The organism is Rhodanobacter sp. ANJX3, assembly GCF_014200755.1.
Classification (GTDB): domain Bacteria; phylum Pseudomonadota; class Gammaproteobacteria; order Xanthomonadales; family Rhodanobacteraceae; genus Rhodanobacter.
Genome location: NZ_JACHCM010000001.1, coordinates 966,502 through 981,635, shown reverse-complemented (window position 1 = coordinate 981,635; position 15,134 = coordinate 966,502). Strand labels below are relative to the sequence as shown.

The window sequence follows — 15,134 nt, the reverse complement described above, 5'->3', positions numbered from 1 at the left end:
CGCGTATATGTTCTTTGCCGCGTGGTAAAGATGGGTAAAGCACGTGGTGCTGCGCACGCGCTGCCGCTTAGCTGTTGCCCTATCTTGTCGGCATTTCACACCACTAACCGTCACATCTTCGCTGCCATAAGCATCCGAGCACCATGTCCCGAATCCTGATAGTCGACGACGACCGCGCCCTCTGCAGCCTGCTGGCCGACTACCTGCAGCGCGAAGGTTTCGAGGTGGATGTCGCGCACGACGGCACCACCGCGCTGACGCATCTGCACAGCGGCGCGCAGCGCCCGGATCTGCTGATTCTCGACGTGATGATGCCGGGCCGCGACGGGCTGGAAACGCTGCGCGAATTGCGCCTGCAGTACCGCCTGCCGGTGATCATGCTGTCCGCGCGCGGCGAGCCGGTCGATCGCATCGTCGGTCTGGAGCTGGGCGCCGACGATTATCTGTCCAAGCCGTGCCTGCCGCGCGAACTGCTCGCCCGCGTGCGCGCGCAGCTGCGGCGCAATACGCCGGCCATGGCGGGCGTATTGCAGGTAGGCGTGCTGCGCCTGCTGCCGGGCGAGCGCCGCGCTTTTGCCGACGACAACGAAATCTCGCTCACCGGCGCCGAATACATGCTGCTGCAGGCGCTGGCGCAGCGCGCCGGCGAGCTGGTCGAAAAAGCGGTGCTGACGCGCTTCGCCCTGGGCCGCGAGCTGGAGCGCTTCGATCGCAGCGTCGATGTGCATGTGAGCCGTCTGCGCCACAAACTGGCCGAAGCCTCGCCGAAAGCGCCGCATATCGACTCCGTGCGCGGCGCCGGCTACGTGCTCGTGGTCAGCACGCCGTGAGCCCGTTCAAGAGCTCGCTCTATCGGCGGCTGCTGCTGTGGTTCGGCATCGGCAACCTGCTGGTGCTTTTTCTGGGCAGCCTGCTGACGCGCGGTTTCATCGACTACACCACGGCCAAGGAAATCGACTGGGTCGCGCTGGCGCAAAGCGCCGACGTGGCTTACGAAAGCGGCGGCGTCAACGCGCTGGCCGACTGGTCGATGCAGCAGCGAAACGATGGCATCGAGGCCACGCTGTACGAAAAAGGCCAGCCGTTGTCGCCGATCCGCCTGCATCCTTCGATCGAACGCTCGCTGTCGGGCTGGCTCGATGCCGACAAGGACGTGGTGCTGCACCCGTATCCGGGGCTTTACGTCGCCGTGCAGCAGGTTACCGGGGACGATGGCCGCGCGCGCCAGCTGGTGGCACTGAGCCGCTCGCATGCGCGTATCGCGCCGCAGACGCGGCAGCTGATTCTGTGGGGTGTGCAGCTGACCCTGCTGCTGGTTCTCATCGGCCTGCTGAGCTGGTGGGTCGCACGCAGCGTGGCGCGGCCGGTCGAGGCGTTGCGCGATGCCACCCGACGCATGGCTGCCGGGGAACTCTCGACGCGGGTAGGGCGCCGTCGTGGCGACAAGCACGACGAACTGGCGCAGCTGGCCTACGATTTCGACACGATGGCCGAACGCATCGAGGCGCTGGTCGCGCACGATCGCGGGGTATTGCAGGATCTGTCGCACGAGCTGCGCTCGCCGCTGGCGCGGCTGCACCTGATTCTGAATTTCGCTCAGCGCAGCCAAAGTCCGGACGAAGCCGAGCCGTATTTTCTGCAGGCCGAACAGGAGATCGACCGGCTCGATCGCATGACTGGCGAGATGCTGGCGTTGTCGCGTCTGGAAGGCGGCATCCCCGGCATGAACCGCGAGCGCCTGGATCTGGACGAACTGGTCCGCACCTGCGTGGCGCAGGCCGAGCTGGAAGCGGGCGTGCGCCAGGTGCTGCTGCAAATGCACGCCAGTGCGCCGTTGCTCATGACCGGCAGCCCTCTGCTGCTGGAGCGCGCCGTGGGCAACCTGATCGCCAATGCGATCAAGTTCAGCCCGGTAGGCGGCGTGGTGGAGCTGGCCGTGCAGGCGGTGCAGGGCAACGCCGAATTATCGATACGCGATCATGGCCCCGGTGTGCCGGAGGCCGAGCTGGCCTCGCTGTTTCGGCCGTTCTATCGCGGCAGCAACGCCGTGCGCGCCGATGGCCACGGCGTGGGCCTGGCGATCGTGCAGCGTGTGGTGCAGGTGCACGGGGGCGAGATTCGCGCCGAGAACGTGCCCGGCGGTGGCCTGCGTGTGACTCTGCGGCTGCCGATGCTTGCCGCGGCAGAAAACGGCGGGCCGCTGCTCTAGGTTCCAATCTGAAGCCTTTCCCGGGGTCGATGGATTTTCAGAAAAATCATCTTTCGATGAAATGAATGGACGTTTAGACGTCTGTGATTTACCCCGTATAAACCGGCAATACGGCTGCCCAGGCTGATGCCGCATCGGTAAAGCGGACAGCGACTGGCCGACGCCTGCTATGGCACACTGACGCCTCGATCCGTTTCGGTCATGTCATGCGCTCGTCCTCGCTCAAAGCCGTCGGTCTGGCGCTATGTTCCGCGCTGTTCTTTACGCTCACCTATGTACTCAACCGCAGCTTGGTGACAGGCGGTGGGCATTGGCAGTGGGCGGTGATTCTGCGTTATCTGTTCACGCTGCCGCTGTTGGCACTGGTGATTCCGTGGCAGGGCGGTTTGGGCGCGTTGCCGCAGGAGCTTCGGCGCTATCCGCGATCGTGGCTGCTGTGGAGCAGCGTGGGCTTTGTGTTGTTCGGCATTCCTTTGACCTGGGCGGCGAGCAGCGGGCCGTCCTGGCTGATTGCCGGCAGCTTCCAGATCACCGTGTTGGCCGGGCCGCTGCTGGCCCCGCTGCTGTACCGCGACGAGCGCCGCCGGCTGGCGTGGCGCAGCCTGGGCATCGGCGTACTCATTGTCGCCGGCGTATTCACCCTGCAATGGGGCCATGCGCAGGGCCGGCTGTCGGTGGGCGACTGGCTGGCCATCGCGGCGGTGGCGCTGGCGGCCTTCGCGTATCCATTGGGCAATCGCGGCCTTCTGCTGCACCTTGAGAAAACCAGCCCGAAGCAGGGGGCCAGCCATATCTCCGCCGTGCAGCGGGTATTCGGCATGACGCTGTGCAGCTGGCCGCTGTGGCTGCTGTTTGCGGCGATCGCCTGGTGCACGATCGGCCCGCCGAGCCCACGCGAAATGCTGCTGGCCGCCGGCGTGGCGCTGTCGTCGGGCACGATCGCCACCGTGCTGTTTTTTCGCGCGACAGATCTGGTCCGCAGCGAGCCGACCGCGCTGGCCGCAGTAGAGGCGATGCAGGCAGCCGAGCTGCTGTTCGCCACCTTGCTCGGCGTGCTGTTTCTCGGCGAGGCGTGGCCGCATGGCTACGCCGCCTTCGGTGCGCTGGCGATCGTGATCGGCATCGGTCTTTTCAGCTGGGTCAGCGGCAAGGATTCGGCGGGAGACGATGACGCGCTGCGCGCCTTACGCAGCGATCGCGGCGCCTGATTCGCCGAAGGCATGTGGCGTCGGTTGGCTTGCGCGATCCAAAGGCAGCCGTTACACCTGTGCGCTGATCTGGGGCGGCGTCTGGAGACACGATGAGCAAGCGGCATGTGGCATGGTTGATGGCGTGTGCAATGCTCGGCGTGTCGGCCACGGCAGCTTGCGATGCCCAGACGCCTGCATCCATGCCCGCGCTGCGCTGGAACGCCTCGACCTTCGGCAATCATCGCTATCTGGTGCAGGTGGCCAAAGCGGCCGACGCAGTGCATGTGGTCATTCCATGGCGACGCCGCGATAAGTATCCAGATCGGGTAGCCATCATCGTTACCGCGCCAGACGGTAGCGTTGTCGACAACGTGCTGCGTGGCGTCATCGACCAGGCCTCCGGCGAGCTGGTATTCGCAGCGAAGCAGCCCGGCGTCTACGCCATCTACTACCAGCCCTATCTCAGCAACGGGCGCAGCAACTATCCGACGGTGACCTACGCGACGCCGAAAGACGGCGCGGATCCCACGTGGGCAAAACATGTCGGCAGCGATGCGGCGGCCTGGAAGCATCTACCGCAGGCGCAGGTGCTGCGCGACGAAGCGGTCGACGATTTCGACGCCTATACCGACATGGAGCGCACGGCTACGCCACAGGCGCTGCAGCGTCTGCTGGCGGCCAACACCGGGCTATCGCTGCTGCTGTTTCCCGAAACACGCGCGCATCCAGTACGCATGTTCGATCAGCTGCCCGAGCGCTGGGCCGTCCGCGGTGCGGGCGGGTCATTGACCGATACGGCACAGCGCGGCGAATACCTGAGTTTTCAGGTCGGCTTGTGGGCGCCGCACGAGGCGGTCGGCGACGTGAAAGTAACGCTGGCCGATCTGCGCGGCCCGGACGGCGCGATCCTTCCCGCCGCCGCGCTGACTTGTTTCAACCTGGGCGGTGTCGACTACGCCGGCCAAACGTTCACGGCGCGCGTGGATGTCGGCAAAGAACGGGTGCAGCCGCTGTGGATGGGGCTGGATATCCCCGCCGATGCCAAGCCGGGCGTGTATCGCGGCGAGCTGACCGTACGCGCCGACGGCGTGCCGCCGCAAACCGTGCCGCTGGCGATCACCGTGACGGCCGACAACGCGGTCGCGCACGGCGACGACGATCCCTCGAAACTGACGCGGCTGCGCTGGCTCGATTCGCGCATCGCGCAGGACGACTCGCTGGTCAAGCCGTTCACGGCGATTACCGTCAACGGTGGGCGGCTGGGGATACTTGGGCGTGAGATCCGATTGGCCGATAGCGGTTTGCCTGGGCAGATCACCAGCCACTTCAGTGAGCGCATGACGGGGTTGACGCAGAAGCCGAAGCCTTTTTTTGTTGCGCCCATCACTCTGACGCTGAAAGACGCGACAGGCGAGCATGATCTGTCTCCTGCAGAGATGGTCCATAGGCCGGCGTCGAAAAAGATGGCTCGTCAATCTCTCGATGCACTGTTTGATCGGCTGTCGAACCCAGATGCGTTGATAGAAGATGCCTCCAAGTCCCCGCCATCCGTCGTGCGCGACGGCCCCGGCAAGGTTCACTGGACGGTTTCGGAAAAGCTTGGCTTACTGAAGGCTGATCTGCGCGGCACGCTGGAAGCGGACGGCACCTTGAGTTACGACATCGCCGTCACGGCCGTCGATGCGACGGCGATCCAAAACATCGCTCTGGAAATTCCGCTGCATCATGAGGTTGCGCAGTACGAACTTGGTCTGGGCCGGCAGGGTAGCGAAGCGCCGAGAGAGTTCGACTGGAAGTGGAACGTCCAAAACAATCAGGACGGCGCGTGGATCGGTGCCGTGAACGCCGGGCTGGAATTTCATCTGCGCGATGAAAATTACCGGCGGCCGCTCAATACCAACTTCTATCACCAACAGCCGCTGCAGATGCCGACCTCGTGGGGTAACGAGAGTCACGGAGGCATCCGGCTCGTGCGCTACCAAGAAAACTATCAAGTTTCGGCATTCAGCGGCCCCCGCAGCATGACCGCCGGCCAGACGCTGCACTTCAACCTCGTCATGCGCGTGACGCCGTTCAAGACGATCGACCCCGCCGAACATTTCGCCGAGCGCTATTTCCACAAGTACGACGACCTGGCTACGATCAAGGCCGACGGCGCGAACGTAGTGAATATCCATCACGCCACGCCGATCAATCCGTGGATCAACTATCCGTTTCTCGAAGCCGGCGCGATGCGTGCGTATGTCGACGCGGCGCATCGGCGCGGCATGGAAGTGAAGATCTACGACACCATCCGCGAGCTGTCCGATCGGGCGCCCGAGCTGCCGATGCTGCAGTCGCTCGGCCACGAAATCATCAGCGGCGGCAAGGGCGGCGGTTTCTCCTGGCTGCAGGAGCATCTCGACGGCGACTACATCGCCGCCTGGCACGTGCCGGAAAATCGCGATGCGGCAGTGATCGATTCCGGCCAGAGCCGTTGGAACAACTATTACATCGAAGGGCTGGACTGGCTGGCGCGCAACGTCGGTATCGACGGCCTGTATCTCGACGACGTGGCCTACGACCGTACGACGATGAAGCGCGTGCGCAAGGTGCTGCAGGCGCGTCGACCACATCCGCTGATCGACCTGCACTCGGCCAGCCAGTTCGACGCGCGCGACGGCTATATCAACAGCGCGCTGCTTTACATGGAGCTGTTCCCGTATATCGACCGGCTGTGGTTCGGCGAGGAGTTCGACTACGAGAAAACCTCGCCCGGCTACTGGCTCACCGAAATCTCCGGCATCCCCTACGGCCTGATGGGCGAGATGCTGCAGAACGACGGCAACCCCTGGCGCGGCATGCTGTTCGGCATGACCAGCCGACTGGGCTGGTCCGCGGGCAGCGATCCACGACCGCTGTGGACGCTGTGGGACCGCTTCGGCATCGAACAGGCGCAGATGATCGGCTGGTGGGTCCACGATGCGCCCGTAAAAACCGGCCGCGACGATGTGCTGGCGACCAGCTACGTGCGTCACGGTAAAACGCTGATCGCGATCGCCTCGTGGGCGCCGCGGAAAACCGACGTCACGCTGGCGATCGACTGGAAGGCGCTGGGTATCGATCCGCACAAGGCTACGTTGGCGGCGCCAGCGGTCGATGGATTTCAGACGGCGGCGCAATTCAAGCCTGGCGATGCGATTCCGGTCGAACCGGGCAAGGGGTGGTTGCTGATACTGGAGTAGTTTTTTGAGTTACGGATGCCGCGAATAGAAAGAATTTCGTCGGCATGCTGTTGGGCATCGCTGCGCTCTCCCCAACCGACCAAAGCCGCTCCGCTGCCTTTCAACGTGTCGGCGAGACTGTCTTGCGCGGCGCCGATTGACCGATCGTGACCGCTGCTGCGTTCAAGCGATCGAGATGCTAAAACGTCTGCACCGACCCACGGAAGGATTGCATCCATGCTCAGCACGCTGGCCATAGCCAACTATCGTTCGCTGCGATCGCTGACGCTGCCGCTCGGACGGCTGAACCTCGTCACCGGCGCCAACGGCAGCGGCAAGTCGAATCTGTATCGCGCCTTGCGCCTGCTGGCGGAGACCGCCAATGGCGGCGTGGTGAATGCGCTGGCCCGCGAAGGCGGTCTTTCCTCGACGCTGTGGGCAGGCCCGGAAAAGATCACGCGTCGCATGCAGACGGGCGAGATACCGATTCAAGGTACTAAGCGCACGGAGCCGGTTGCGCTCAAGCTGGGTTTTGCAAGCGAAGACTTTGGCTATGCGATCGATCTCGGCATGCCGCCACCTATTCCGCCATCGGCGTTTTCGCTCGACCCCGAAATCAAGCGCGAAGCGATCTGGGCGGGTCCGTTTCTGCGTTCGTCGAACGTGCTGGTCGACCGCCGTGGGCCAATGGTGCGCGTGCGCGATGGCCGCAGCTGGCGTGTCGTCGCCGAGCATCTGAGTGCCTATGAAAGCATGTTTACCCAGATCGCCGACCCCGAGCGCGCGCCGGAGGTGATGGCGCTGCGCGAATCGATACGCGGCTGGCGGTTTTACGATCATTTTCGGTCCGACATGGACGCTCCGGCACGCTGGTCGCAACTGGGTACGCGTACGCCGGTGCTGAGTCACGATGGCCGCGATCTTGCCGCTGCCTGGCAGACCATTCGCGAAATCGGCGATGTGCAGGCGCTCGATGAAGCGGTCGACGATGCGTTTCCCGGCGCCTGCGTCAGCGTGACGACCAGCGACGACCGCTTCGGCCTGATGTTTCGTCAGCATGGTCTGCTGCGGCCGCTGTCCTCGGCCGAACTGTCCGATGGCACGCTGCGCTACCTGTTGTGGATTGCGGCCTTGCATACCCCAAGGCCACCGCCGTTGATGGTCTTGAACGAGCCGGAAACCAGCCTTCATCCCGATCTGCTGCCTGCGCTGGCGCGGCTGATAGTGAAGGCGTCGAAGCGCAGCCAGCTCTGGGTGGTCTCCCATGCGCCTCGCCTTATCGCGGCGCTTGAAAGCGTGCCTGACTGCCATACGGTGGCGCTTGAAAAAGACCTCAGCCAGACCCGCATCATCGGCCAAGGTCAGCTCGACGAGCCCGCGTGGTACTGGCCCGAGCGCTGAGGTGAAAGGCGGCACTTCGCGGGTGATGCCATGGTCTGTATCGATACGCCAAACCTCTCAAAGCGGACGTTTTGCCTGATCGATCGTCTGGATGCGATGGACTAATCTTGCGCCATCCCGGCCTATCGTCGCCTGATCGGAGCATCGCCATGGAACGTCTGCGGGAGATCGAAGCCACGATCGAGTCGGCGATCGAGCCAGACTGGATTCGGCACGGAACGCCGGCGTTTCGGCGCACCAACCTGGCGCTGTTCGCCGCCGGCTTCGCCACGTTTGGGCTGCTGTACTGCGTGCAGCCGCTGATGCCGGAATTCACTCGCGACTACCACGTGAACGCCGCCACCAGCGCCTTGTCGCTGTCGCTGACCACCGGCGTGCTGGCGGTGATGATGCTGTTTGCCGGCGCGGTGTCCGATGCCGTGGGCCGCAAATCGGTGATGGTGGTGTCGCTGCTGGTGTCGGCGGTGCTGGTGCTGATTTCGGCGTGGATGCCGAGCTGGACGGCGCTGCTGCTGGTTCGCACCTTGCTCGGCGTCACGCTCAGCGGGCTGCCCGCGGTGGCGATGACGTATCTCAGTGAAGAGATGCACCCGGAATCGATCGGCCTGGGCATGGGGCTGTATATCAGCGGCAGCGCGGTCGGCGGCATGGGCGGGCGGCTGATCACCGGCGTGCTGTCGGATTTCTTCGGCTGGCATATCGGCGTCAGCGTGGTCGGGGTGATCGGCCTGGTCTGCGGGCTGATCTTTTGGCGCGCGCTGCCGGCCACGCGCCACTTCGTGCCGCAGCCGCTGCGCGCACGCGCCTTGCTCGATAGCTTCGCGCGGATGTTTCGCGATCCCGGCCTGCCGTGGCTTTTTCTGGAAGGCTTTCTGCTGCTCGGTGCGTTTGTCACGGTCTACAACTACCTCGGCTATCGCCTGCTGGCGCCGCCGTTCAATCTCAGCCAGGCGGTGGTCGGGCTGATCTTCGGCATTTATCTGATCGGCACCTTCAGCTCGGCCTGGATGGGCAGCCTCGCCGGCCGACTGGGGCGGCGCAAAGTGCTGTGGACGGCCTTCGCCCTGATGCTGTCAGGTATCGGCCTGACTTTGCTGTCGTCGCTGTGGCTGATCATGCTCGGTATCGTGGCGATCACCTTCGGCTTTTTCGGCGGGCATTCCATCGTCAGCAGCTGGGTCGGCCGCCGCGCCGGCAACGCCAAGGCGCAGGCGTCGTCGATGTATCTCTTCAGTTATTACATGGGGTCGAGCATCGCCGGTGCCAGCGGCGGCCTGTTCTATGCCGCCGGCGGCTGGCCCAGCGTGGCGGCGTTCGTCGGTGCGCTGGTGCTGGCCGGCCTGTTGATCGCGTGGAAGCTGTATGGCCTGCCGCCGCTCGTCAACGTGGCCACGCCGCCCACACCCATGACCAAGGGAGCCATGCCATGAAGATCGACGCACTCGATCACCTCGTGCTTACCGTCGCCGATATCGACGCGACCTGCGCCTTTTACGAACGCGTGCTCGGCATGCGGACGATCACCTTCGGCGAAGGCCGCAAGGCGCTGGCCTTCGGGGTGCAGAAGCTCAACCTGCATCAGCGCGGGCACGAGTTCGAGCCCAAGGCGGAAACGCCCACGCCCGGTGCGATCGACGTGTGCTTTATCACGCAGGTGCCGGTGGACGAGGTCATCGCGCATCTGCAACGTTGCCATGTGGCCGTGCTGGAAGGCCCGGTGCAGCGCACCGGCGCGCAGGGGCCGATTCTGTCGGTGTATTTCCGCGACCCCGATCGCAACCTGATCGAAGTCAGCAACTATCCGAGCTAACTCTCGCGCACGTGCGTCAGCAGCAGGCGTACGAAGCGTGCGACCAGCGGCGAGCGCTCGTCGCGCTGATGCACCACGTGAATCTCCGACATCGCCGCCGGATCGGCCAGCGGCACGTACGCCACGCCGGCCACGCCGATGTGTTCGCACGACGCCGGCAATATCGATACGCCGAGCCCCGCCGCCACCAGCCCGACGATGGTCGAGGCCTCATGTGCGTCCTGCACCACGCGCGGGGTAAAGCCCGCGTGGCGGCATAGCGCGATCACGTGGTCGTGAATGCCGGCACCGGCGGATCGGCCGAACAGCACGAACGATTCCTGCGCCAGCCATTCGATACGCAGCCGGCGGCTTTTGCCGAGTCGGGCCATCGCGGGATGATCTTCGCGCAGCACGGCCACCAGCGGATCGCGAAACAGCCGCTTCGACACCAGCGTGTCCGGCAGCACGTTGCCGCGCACGATGCCGACCTGCAGCCGGCGGTCGAGCAGGGCGTCGATCTGGGTCAGCGAATTCATTTCCTGCAATTGCAGTTGTACCGACGGCGCGGCCTGGCGGAACGCGAAGATCGCGCGCGGGATATGCCCGGACAGCGGCGTGGAGCGGGTAAAGCCGATGCGCAGCTCGCCGACTTCACCGCGCTGCGCGCGCTGTGCCAGCGCGATCGCGTGATCGACGCGGGCCAGAATGTCCTGCGCCTCGACCAGAAAAAGCGTGCCGGCATCGGTCAGCGTGACGCGGCGGTTGGTGCGCGTGAACAGTCGCGCGCCGACCCGCTCCTCGAGCTGGCGTATCTGCTGGCTGAGCGGCGGCTGCGACATGCCCAATCGTTCCGCCGCGCGGCCAAAGTGCAGCTCGTCGGCCACGGCGAGAAAATAGCGCAGATGGCGCAGCTCGATGCTCATGCCCGCTTCAACGGGCGTCCGGTTTCAGCATGCCTTTCACCGCATCGTAGTCGCCGTCGTTCGGCGCGGCCGGAATTTGCAGCAGATGCGTCATCAGCGGATAGACGTCCACATTCGGGAACGCGGGCACTTTCACGCCACTGAGAAAGCCCGGGCCGTGCGCCACAAACACCGCCTGCATCCGCGGGTCGGCATTGTCGTAACCGTGTTCGCCGATGCTGATATGGCCGGCATGGCTGGCGGCGTATTCGGTGGTGGTGATGCGCCAGCCGACGTCGGCCAGGCACAGCAGCTGCGGCACGCGCGGATTGCTGCCGTAGTCCAGCCGCTTCGGCACGCGCGTCTTGTCCCAGCAGCGCATGTGCTGCTGCGGCTGTTCCAGCGTGTGTTCGACCATGCCAAAGTCGCGGCGCGCATCGGGCGTGTCCGATGTCGGATTGAAGCCGGCCAGAACGCCCATGCTCACCGTCTGCACCGTGTCGATCGGAATCAGCTTGTCGATCATCACGTTGTTCGCCAGCGGCACGCTGGCCATGCCGTGATCGGCCACGATGATGATATTCATCGTGTCGAACAGGCCATCCTGCTTCAGTCCTTGCACCAGCCGCGCGAGCGCCGCGTCGGTGGTACGCAGCGCATCGTCGACCTGCGGCGAGTCCGGGCCATAGGTGTGGCCGGCATGATCCACCGCATCGAAATACAACGTGACAAAGGTCGGCCGCCGGTCCGCCGGTTCGTTCAGCCAGGCCAGTACCTGATCGACGCGGGCATTCGCCGTCACGGCGCCATCGAACGGCTTCCACTTATCCGGATGACGGCCGTGGATAGTGGCTTCGGAGCCGGGCCAGAACATCGTGGCGGTGCGCAGGCCGTGCGCCTCGGCGGTTTCCCAGATCGGCGTGGCTTCGTTCCACCAGCGGCCGTCGCTCACCGCGTGGCGGTTGCTCAGCGAAAACTTGCCCAGCGTGGGATCGACCATCGTGTTGTTGACGATGCCGTGGTGATCCGGGCGCAGGCCGGTCACGAGGGTGTAGTGGTTGGGAAAGGTCAGCGACGGGAACGAGGGCTGCATCGCGTCGGCATGCACGCCGTCCTTGGCCAGCATCGCCAGCGTCGGGCTCAGCCCGCGGTCGATGTAATCGGCGCGATAGGCATCGATGGAAATGAGCAGCAGCGGCGCCGGCGAGTGAGCGGTGGCATCGGTGCGCGGCGGCGTGGCGCAACCGGTGCTGAATGCCGCCAGTAAAATTAACAAAGGGCGCAACAGGATCTTCATGCAGAGGCTCTCAAGATGTTCTCACCATCCCCCATGATCGCGCACCGCCATGACGAATACATCTCAGATTCCCGCCGACGTGGTTGTCCACTCACCACACGCCTGCGCCGTTGCGCCTGCCGCAAGAAAACGCGCCGCGCGCTTGCGTGTTTTACCGGCGGCCTTATGGCTGGCGGTGACCACTGGTGCGGCCGCTGCGACCACGCCTGCGCCGGCAACGCCGCCGCCGGTGAAGCCTGCACCCGTGGCGGCACCTCGCGCGGTGATTGTGCAGCCGTCGGCCAACGCGCAGCTTCAGCAGAAGATGCAGCAGGCCCAGGTGCGCAGCCAACTGCAGCAGGCGCAGGTCGAGCAGCAGAATCATCAGGCGCTGGGCCAGAACGTGATGCGCCCGTACGCCAATAACCCGCAGACGCAGCAGCCGATGCAGCAGCAGATGGATCAGGCCAACGCTGCTCAGCAGCGCATCGATCGCGCGCGCCAGCAAAGCATTATCGACCGTTACAACGCTACGCCGCCGCCGGGCCAAGTGGTTGTACCGGTGACGCCATCGCCCGCCAAGCCCGCCGGCGGCGGTCGATAGCTGTAGCTGTGTACAAGATGGCGTGGCGGGCGACGAGCCGTCGCGCTACTTGCCAGAGCCGCTCGCGGTAAACAGATCGCGCCCGGCGATCCGCTGTTCCAATGCCAGTAGAAACTGCTTGGTCGGCAGGCCGCCACCGAAGCCGGTGAGGCTGCCGTTACTGCCGATCACGCGATGGCAGGGCACGATGATCGGAATGGGGTTCTGCCCGTTCGCAGAGCCCACCGCGCGAACAGCGGCCGGATTGTCGATGCGTTTGGCGATATCGCCATAGCTGGCGGTGGCGGCATAGGGAATACGCGCCAGCTCGCGCCACACGCTCAGCTGAAACGGCGTGCCCAGCGGATGCAATGGCAGATCGAAGGCCACGCGTTCGCCGGCAAAATATTCCTCCAGCTGCACACGCGCAAACGCCAGCGGCTCGCTCGCCCGAACCCAATCGGCCGGCGTGGAACGCGGATGGCGCGGTTCGGCAAAACGCACCTCACGCAGGCCGTGCCTATCCGCCACCAGGCGCAGCAAGCCGATCGGGCTTGGCATATCGTCGTAGTAAATCGTTTCGCTCGGCTTGCTCATCGCGTCGCCCTCGTCGGCTTGTCGGTGGTCTGTTTGGCAGACGTCTGTTTGAGATTGGGTACGTTGTCCGATGCGCCGCGCCACAGATGCATCACGGCATAGGCACGCCACGGTCGCCACGCCTCGGCGCGTGCGTTCAACGCTTTCGTCGTCAACGGCACGTCGTCCATGGCCGCCTCGCGTCGCAAAATAAGATCCGCCGCGGGAAACGCATCCGGTTCGCTCAGCGCACGCATGGCGATGTAATGCGCCGTCCATTCGCCGATGCCGGGCAGCGCGATCCAGCGCTCGACAAAGGCCTCCAGCGTCTGCTCCGCGCGAAAATCCACGCGGCCATCCAGCAACGCCTGCGCTACACCGCGAATTGTCGCCGCGCGCGCGGTGGTCACGCCGATCTCGCGCAGATCGGCCTCGGCGAGAGCGGCGGCAGTGGGAAACAAACGCTCCAGCCCCGGCACCCCGACAATGGGCAGCGGCTCGCCGTAACGCTGCACGATGCGCGTGGCCAGCGTGCGCGCCGCAGCCACGCTGATCTGCTGGCCGAGAATCGCGCGCACTGCAATCTCGAAGCCGTCCCAGCCGCCGGGCAGGCGCAGGCCCGGTCGTTTGGCGATCAGCGGACCCAGCACCGCGTCATGATGAAACGTATCGGCGATCGCCTGCGGGTTCGCATCCAGGTCGAACATGCGCCGCAGCGTCGTCACCACGCCGAGCAGCTGTGAAGGCTGCGGGCAGTGCAACTGCAGCCGCAGCGCGTGCTCGCCGTCCGGCCACGCGCTCAGCCGTAGCCAGCCCGGCGAGTCGCTGGGGCCGAACACGCGCGCATAGCTGTGCTCGTCGACCCGCTCCACGCCGGGCAGCGCGCGGCCGCGCAGAAACGCCAGCAAGGCTTCGAAGTCGTACGGCGGCCGATAACCCAGCCGCAGTGCCAGCGCCGCGTCGCCGGTGGCGCGCGGATGACGCCGCAGCTCGCGCGGCGCGATCCGGTTCGCCTGGGCAAACGCGTCGTTGAACCGGCGCAGGCTGCGAAAGCCCGAGGCCAGCGCCACTTCCGTCACCGGCAGCGCCGTTTCGGTCAGCAGCTGCTTGGCGAACAGCAGGCGGCGCGTCGTATGCACGCTGATCGGCGGCGCGCCCACGCGTTCGACAAACAGCCGCCGCAGCTGCCGTGCGCCGATCGCCAGTCGCGCGGCGAGCTGCTCCAGCGACTGATCCTCCAGCGCGCCGCCCTCGATCAGCTTCAGCGCGCGCGCCACCACATGATCGCCGCGCTGCCAGAGCGCGTTGCCCGGCGCCAGCTCCGGCCGGCAGCGCAGGCACGGTCGATAGCCGGCCGCTTCTGCGCTGGCGGCGTTGGCGAAATAGCGGACGTTCTCGCGCTTCGGCACCGGCGCCGGGCATACCGGGCGGCAGTAAATACCGGTGCTGCTGACCGCAGTAAAAAACAGCCCGTCGAAGCGCGCGTCGCGGCTGAGCCGCGCGTTTTCGCAGATCTGGGTGTCGGGCAGGGTGGCGGCGGGTTCGGACATGCGTGCAGGCTAGCACCGGCACAGCGGCCCAACTCGCCGTTTTCGGACATGGATGTTTATGTGCCTTGGTTGCAGCTCACACTTCAATAGTTGAAATGCCGAGCCACGCCGCAGCCCGCACCCGTCATCCCGGCGAACGCCAGCACTCAGCGCCCGTCATATCGCCAAGTCACTGGGTTCCAGCTTGCGCTGGAATGACGAGCCGAAACAATAATCGTTGGAGCGACGCCCCCACGGGCAGCGTACCGATCACTACGGAGCGCGTCGCCCCGCCATGCTCGAGAGCACGCCGTCGCGGCGAATCAGCCCGTGATACAGCGCAGCGCCCATAGGCGCCAGAAACGTCAGCACCGCAAAAAAGCCGTGCGCGTGCCGCCGCAGCGCGAACGCATCCGCGCTTACCGGAAAAATCGGGGGCAGCCGCAGCGATTCGCTCAGCATCATCGGATACC

13 protein-coding genes are annotated in these 15,134 nt (G+C 65.2%); 8 read left to right on the top strand and 5 right to left on the bottom strand.

Going from position 1 to position 15,134, the window contains the following annotated elements:
- Positions 1-143: 143 nt before the first annotated feature.
- The 7 genes from HDE76_RS04285 to HDE76_RS04255 all read left to right on the top strand — a co-directional run bounded on the left by HDE76_RS04285 (position 144) and on the right by HDE76_RS04255 (position 9,813).
- A complete protein-coding gene (locus HDE76_RS04285; RefSeq protein WP_184505608.1) occupies positions 144-830 on the top strand; it encodes a response regulator transcription factor in 687 nt (228 codons plus the stop codon).
- Positions 827-2,209: a HAMP domain-containing sensor histidine kinase gene (locus tag HDE76_RS04280; protein WP_184505606.1), complete on the top strand. Its 1,383-nt coding sequence runs from the start codon at positions 827-829 to the stop codon at positions 2,207-2,209. The genes HDE76_RS04285 and HDE76_RS04280 overlap by 4 nt, the downstream gene beginning before the upstream one ends.
- A 206-nt stretch (positions 2,210-2,415) precedes the next feature.
- A complete protein-coding gene (locus HDE76_RS04275; RefSeq protein ID WP_184505604.1) occupies positions 2,416-3,417 on the top strand; it encodes a multidrug resistance efflux transporter family protein in 1,002 nt (333 codons plus the stop codon).
- A gap of 92 nt (positions 3,418-3,509) precedes the next feature.
- Positions 3,510-6,623, top strand: coding sequence for a glycoside hydrolase domain-containing protein (locus tag HDE76_RS04270; protein WP_184505602.1), 3,114 nt, complete (start codon positions 3,510-3,512; stop codon positions 6,621-6,623).
- 216 nt (positions 6,624-6,839) lie between these two features.
- A complete protein-coding gene (locus HDE76_RS04265) occupies positions 6,840-8,003 on the top strand; it encodes an AAA family ATPase (protein WP_184505600.1) in 1,164 nt (387 codons plus the stop codon).
- Positions 8,004-8,152: 149 nt separating this feature from the next.
- The gene (locus tag HDE76_RS04260) at positions 8,153-9,433 is read left to right on the top strand and encodes an MFS transporter (RefSeq protein WP_184505598.1); all 1,281 of its coding nucleotides are present in this window, start codon (positions 8,153-8,155) and stop codon (positions 9,431-9,433) included.
- Positions 9,430-9,813, top strand: a complete 384-nt coding sequence (locus tag HDE76_RS04255; RefSeq protein WP_184505596.1) for a VOC family protein — start codon at positions 9,430-9,432, stop codon at positions 9,811-9,813. The genes HDE76_RS04260 and HDE76_RS04255 overlap by 4 nt, the downstream gene beginning before the upstream one ends.
- On the opposite strand, the gene HDE76_RS04250 is transcribed toward HDE76_RS04255, so the two are convergent.
- Both HDE76_RS04250 and HDE76_RS04245 read right to left on the bottom strand, forming a co-directional pair.
- Positions 9,810-10,718 carry a LysR family transcriptional regulator gene (locus HDE76_RS04250; RefSeq protein WP_184505594.1) on the bottom strand — a complete coding sequence of 303 codons (909 nt, stop codon included), beginning with the start codon at positions 10,716-10,718 and terminating at the stop codon, positions 9,810-9,812. The two genes, HDE76_RS04255 and HDE76_RS04250, sit on opposite strands and share 4 nt — an antisense overlap.
- A 7-nt stretch (positions 10,719-10,725) precedes the next feature.
- Positions 10,726-11,994 carry an ectonucleotide pyrophosphatase/phosphodiesterase gene (locus HDE76_RS04245; RefSeq protein ID WP_184505592.1) on the bottom strand — a complete coding sequence of 423 codons (1,269 nt, stop codon included), beginning with the start codon at positions 11,992-11,994 and terminating at the stop codon, positions 10,726-10,728.
- Positions 11,995-12,043: 49 nt separating this feature from the next.
- On the opposite strand from HDE76_RS04245, the gene HDE76_RS04240 reads away from it, so the two are divergent.
- On the top strand, positions 12,044-12,577 hold the full coding sequence (locus HDE76_RS04240; RefSeq protein WP_184505590.1) for a hypothetical protein: 534 nt from the start codon (positions 12,044-12,046) through the stop codon (positions 12,575-12,577).
- A 45-nt stretch (positions 12,578-12,622) separates the two neighbouring features.
- On the opposite strand, the gene HDE76_RS04235 is transcribed toward HDE76_RS04240, so the two are convergent.
- The 3 genes from HDE76_RS04235 to HDE76_RS20555 all read right to left on the bottom strand — a co-directional run bounded on the left by HDE76_RS04235 (position 12,623) and on the right by HDE76_RS20555 (position 15,126).
- A complete protein-coding gene (locus HDE76_RS04235; protein ID WP_184505588.1) occupies positions 12,623-13,153 on the bottom strand; it encodes a methylated-DNA--[protein]-cysteine S-methyltransferase in 531 nt (176 codons plus the stop codon).
- A complete protein-coding gene (locus tag HDE76_RS04230; RefSeq protein ID WP_184505586.1) occupies positions 13,150-14,682 on the bottom strand; it encodes a DNA-3-methyladenine glycosylase 2 in 1,533 nt (510 codons plus the stop codon). Before HDE76_RS04230 ends, HDE76_RS04235 begins: the two co-directional genes overlap by 4 nt.
- Positions 14,683-14,934: 252 nt before the next feature.
- Entirely contained in the window at positions 14,935-15,126 is a 192-nt protein-coding gene (locus HDE76_RS20555; protein ID WP_221262280.1) for a hypothetical protein, read from the bottom strand.
- Between the last annotated feature and the right edge of the window lie 8 nt (positions 15,127-15,134).

Coding starts and splice junctions, on each gene's coding strand:
- HDE76_RS04285 (WP_184505608.1), top strand. CDS start 144: ATGTCCCGAATCCTGATAGTCGACGACGACCGCGCCCTCTGCAGCCTG.
- HDE76_RS04275 (WP_184505604.1), top strand. CDS start 2,416: ATGCGCTCGTCCTCGCTCAAAGCCGTCGGTCTGGCGCTATGTTCCGCG.
- HDE76_RS04270 (WP_184505602.1), top strand. CDS start 3,510: ATGAGCAAGCGGCATGTGGCATGGTTGATGGCGTGTGCAATGCTCGGC.
- HDE76_RS04265 (WP_184505600.1), top strand. CDS start 6,840: ATGCTCAGCACGCTGGCCATAGCCAACTATCGTTCGCTGCGATCGCTG.
- HDE76_RS04260 (WP_184505598.1), top strand. CDS start 8,153: ATGGAACGTCTGCGGGAGATCGAAGCCACGATCGAGTCGGCGATCGAG.
- HDE76_RS04255 (WP_184505596.1), top strand. CDS start 9,430: ATGAAGATCGACGCACTCGATCACCTCGTGCTTACCGTCGCCGATATC.
- HDE76_RS04250 (WP_184505594.1), bottom strand. CDS start 10,718: ATGAGCATCGAGCTGCGCCATCTGCGCTATTTTCTCGCCGTGGCCGAC.
- HDE76_RS04245 (WP_184505592.1), bottom strand. CDS start 11,994: ATGAAGATCCTGTTGCGCCCTTTGTTAATTTTACTGGCGGCATTCAGC.
- HDE76_RS04240 (WP_184505590.1), top strand. CDS start 12,044: ATGACGAATACATCTCAGATTCCCGCCGACGTGGTTGTCCACTCACCA.
- HDE76_RS04235 (WP_184505588.1), bottom strand. CDS start 13,153: ATGAGCAAGCCGAGCGAAACGATTTACTACGACGATATGCCAAGCCCG.
- HDE76_RS04230 (WP_184505586.1), bottom strand. CDS start 14,682: ATGTCCGAACCCGCCGCCACCCTGCCCGACACCCAGATCTGCGAAAAC.
- HDE76_RS20555 (WP_221262280.1), bottom strand. CDS start 15,126: ATGATGCTGAGCGAATCGCTGCGGCTGCCCCCGATTTTTCCGGTAAGC.